Origin of the sequence: Sandarakinorhabdus rubra (assembly GCF_010994245.1) — a bacterium.
Lineage (GTDB): Bacteria > Pseudomonadota > Alphaproteobacteria > Sphingomonadales > Sphingomonadaceae > Sandarakinorhabdus > Sandarakinorhabdus rubra.
Genome location: NZ_WMHO01000224.1, coordinates 1 through 4,100 on the forward strand (window position 1 = coordinate 1; position 4,100 = coordinate 4,100).

Here is a 4,100-nt window from a genome sequence, read left to right on the forward strand (position 1 = left end):
GGGCCGACCCGGGCCGGCGATGTGCGCCTGCTGCTCACGCTCACCACCCGCATCCTGCCGTGGAGGACCCGCTGATGCGCCGGCTTCATCTCCGGCTGGCCTCGCCCGCTGCGCTGGCCGCCGCGCTGCTGCTCGCGCCCCCCCCGCTGCTGGCGCCGGCCATGGCGCAGGCCTTCCTCGGCACACCGACGATCGGGCTGGGCAATGTGAACCGCGTCACCGGCCCCGGCAATGAGACCATCACCGTCGACAGCCCGCAGGCCACGATCAACTGGCTGCCCAACGATGTCGGCACGGGTGGGCCGATCAACTTCCTGCCCGCTGGCAACAGCGCCCTGTTCCAGAGCGCGACCGGCAACCCCTACACGGTGCTCAACCGCATCATCGCCGCAGATCCCACAAGGGCGATTGCGCTCAGTGGCCTGGTGTCGAGCGATCCCGTCGGCAATGTCTGGTTCTATGCGCCCGGCGGCCTCCTCATCGGCGGTACGGCGCAGTTCGATGTCGGCGGACTGCTGCTCACCACCAACGATCCGGTTGGCGCCGCCGCCGGCACCCCCTTCATCGGCGCTGCCAATGATTTTCGCCTCGCGGCCGCCAGCGGCAGCACGGGCGATGTCTCCATCCTCCCCGGCGCGTCCCTCCAGGCGGGCAATTACGTGATTGCGGTGGCGCCGCGAATCGTCATGAACGGTGCCATCAACCTTGCAAACTCCGGCGGTTCAGCGGCGCTGGTCGTGGCCGAGGATGTCAGCATTACCCTAAATGGCGGTCTTTTTGACATCACCGCCAATGTCGGATCAGTCGCTGGTGGCACCAACACGGTGAACGGCAGCATCACTGGCGTGGGCGGCCTTGGGGGGCAGGGTGTCTACAGCCGCATCTACATGATGGCGGTGCCGCGCAACGTCGGCATGACGCTGCTGATCAGTGGCGGCTCCCAACTGGGGTTCGATGTTGCGAATGCCGCTGACGTTGACGGCAACGCCATCGTGCTGTCGGGTGGTTACGACATTGTCGCCACTCCGCTTGCCACCGGCATCGACCAGTTCGGCGCCAGCCCCGTGGCGGGCGCGGCGTCGGCCAACATTGTGGTGGACAACCGTCAGGTCACCTCGAACCTGACCGTGCGGTCGAACGACAGGTCGCGCGTGCTGGCCACGCTGGGGAACACAGCGGCGGCGGCCAATGTGGAACTCTTCGCCAATGGTGCGGCCGAGGCCCGGGCCAGCGGCGGTTTCGCGCTCGACGTGGTGGGTGACCTGCGCGTCGATGGCTCCTTCCTCCCCGTGCTCACCAATGGCCAGGACGGCTTTGCCGGCAGCGCGAGCGTGCTGGCGCAAACGGGTGGCCGCATCACGGCTGGCGGCAATATCCTTGCCTTCGCGGTCGGGGCAGGCGAGGCGGCCCTCAGTCCTTTGCTGGGCGGCGGGGATGGCCTTGGCAGCATTGCCTTCATCACCGTGGACGGGGCAGGCAGCGCGATCAGCGCCCAATCGCTGTTTCTCGATTCCTCCGGGATCGGCGGAGCGGCAGCCGATGGCGCTGGCGGCAGCGGCACGGGTGGCTTTGCCCAGTTGCGGGTTGCCACTGGCGGCAGCCTCACCGTCAACGGCGTGATTGAGATCAGATCTCAGGGCGTGGGTGAACTCGGCGCCGCCGGCTATGCGTCCGGCAATGCGCAGGGCAACGCGGCGCTGCTGGAACTGGAAGCCGGCACCAGTCTCAATCTCGGCAATGGTGGGATCCTGCTTGCCGCCGACGGGCTGTTTGCGGAGCGCACGCCGATCGCTCATACCGGTGGTGGCACGGCGCGCGGCGGCATCGCCGAAGTCAGGGTGCAGAACGGCGCGACGCTGAACGCGCTGGGTCTTGTCATCACGGCTGATGCCGCGGGACCGGCCGGTGGCGGCGGCAACAGCTTCATCGGTGGTTCGGCGGGCCTGCTGGTCGATGAAACGACCGGCACCACGCAGGTCACACTGAACGATGATGTGATCATCAGCGCCCAGGCCAGGGCCACGAGCGGCGCTGCCACCGGCAACATCAATGGCGGCGGCGCGGTAGGCGGCCAGGTGCAAATCGCCAGCACCGGCGGGGCCAGCGTCACCATCAATGGCCAGCTCAGCCTGATCGCGCAGGCCACCGCCGGCAGCAGCGGCGGCGGGACCGCCGGTTCGGCCACCGGCGGCGGCATCCTGGTTGGAACCGCGGGTTCACTTTCGGTGACCAGTGGCCTGCAGCCGCTGTTGTTCAACGCGTCCGGGTCGGGCGGCGATGGCGGCAGCGGCCAGCCGGGCGGCGATGGCACCGGTGGCAGCATCACTGTCGTTGCCGACCCGGGGGCAACCCTCAGGTTCGACTCCACGGCCGGCGGCATTGCCCTGTTCGCCGATGGCCAGGCCGGCGCATCGGGCACGCAGGCCGGCAACGCGTTGGGCGGCCAGATCGACATGATTGCCGATGGCACCATAACGCTGATCGGCAACACCTCGCTGAGCGTCGACGCTTTCAGTGGCTTTGCCCCGGTCACCGGCACGGCGACAGCTGGCGACGTCGTCATCGATTTCGGCAACACCGGCCTGATCGATGGCACCGGCAGCCTGCTGGCCAGCGCGCAGGCGACGGGGCGGACAGCGATTGGGGGAAGCGTCAGCCTGACAGGCGGCAACGGCACACTGCAGCTGACCGATGCGCTCGGCCTGTTTGCCGATGCCTCTCCGTCGGGCGGGGAGGATGGCGCCAGCGGCACTGGCGGCACGGTCACCGTGACCACGAGCGATGCCGGTCAACTCACCGTTGGCGGCGTGGTCGAGTTGACCGCTGATGCTGCCTTGTTCAGCGCCGGCAACGCCACGTCAGTCACCGGCGGCACCGTCCGCTGGCAACATCGCGGCAACGCCAACGTGACCGGATCTGTCACCCTTTCGGCCGATGCGGGCTATTTCGATGGCGGGGGCGGCACCGCCACCGGCGGCAACGTGGGCATCGACACGCTGTCGGGCAGCCTCGCCAGCGGCGCCCTGTTCGCCACCGCGAACGCCAGTTCAGGGGCCCTTTTTGCCTTGCCGTCTGGCGCCGGTACCGGCGGCAGCGTGACGCTGACCACCGCGGCTGGCAGCAGCCTGACCGCCACCGGGCAGGTGCAGCTGCAGGCCGATGGCGTAGGCGCCACGCTGCTCACTGTTGCTAGCGCCGGCGGCGCCGGCCAGGGCGGCAGCATTGCCCTCCTAAACAGCGGGGACATGACCCTGTCGGTGGGCAACAACAGTCTCATCGTGTCGGCCACCGGCACCAGCGGCGCCAGCGAACTGGGCGCTGCCGGCCTGGGACAGGGCGGCAGCATCACCCTCGATACACTGGTCGGCGGCAGCCTTGCGGTGCAGAGCACGGCGATCGGGCCGTTGTTGCTCGATGCCCGCGGCATCGGCAATGCCGCCCTCGGCGCCCCGGCCTCGGTGACGGGCGGCAGCATCACCGTCACCTCGGCCGGCGCGACCAGCTTCACGGAGGGCCTGTCGCTGCTGGTCGGCGGCGGCATCACGGGCGGCAGCGGCACGTTGCGGGACGTGACGGCTGGCAGCGCCAGCCTCACCGTGAGCGGCGGTACCACCGGCATTGGCGGCAATCTTGTCCTCGATGGCGCGGCCGGCGGTACGGCGACGCCGCTCGATGGCAATGCGCAGGGCGGCGCGGTCAGCCTGCTCGTCTCTGGCGGCACATTGCAGGTGCCCGGCAACCTGCTGCTGCTGGCCGATGGCGCGGGTGGCGGCAGCGGCACCCTGCCGGGCGGCAGCGGCCTTGGCGGCACGGCCGACCTGGCGGTGGCCGGCGGCACGCTGAATGTCACCGGCACGCTCTCGCTCACCGCGGTGGGTGCCGGCGGCAGCGCGGTCAGCGGCGGCACCGGCGTGGGCGGCGCGGTCTCCATCGACATCGGCGCCGGCAGCAGCTTCCCCATTGGCGGCCAGCTGCTGCTCGATGCGACTGGCGCCGGCGGCAACGGCTTCTCCGGGCCAGGCGGCGCCGGCACCGGCGGCGCGATCACGCTGGCGGCAGCCGGCGGCGGGCAGATCAGCGCCGCCAACCCGTTGCTGCTG

General features: G+C 70.0%; 1 protein-coding gene. It reads left to right on the forward strand.

All coding sequences use genetic code 11. The features are described 5' to 3' along the window. Nucleotides 1-74: 74 nt before the first annotated feature. A partial coding sequence (locus GJV64_RS12110; RefSeq protein ID WP_408014995.1) for a beta strand repeat-containing protein occupies nt 75-4,100 on the forward strand: 4,026 nt, incomplete at its 3' end.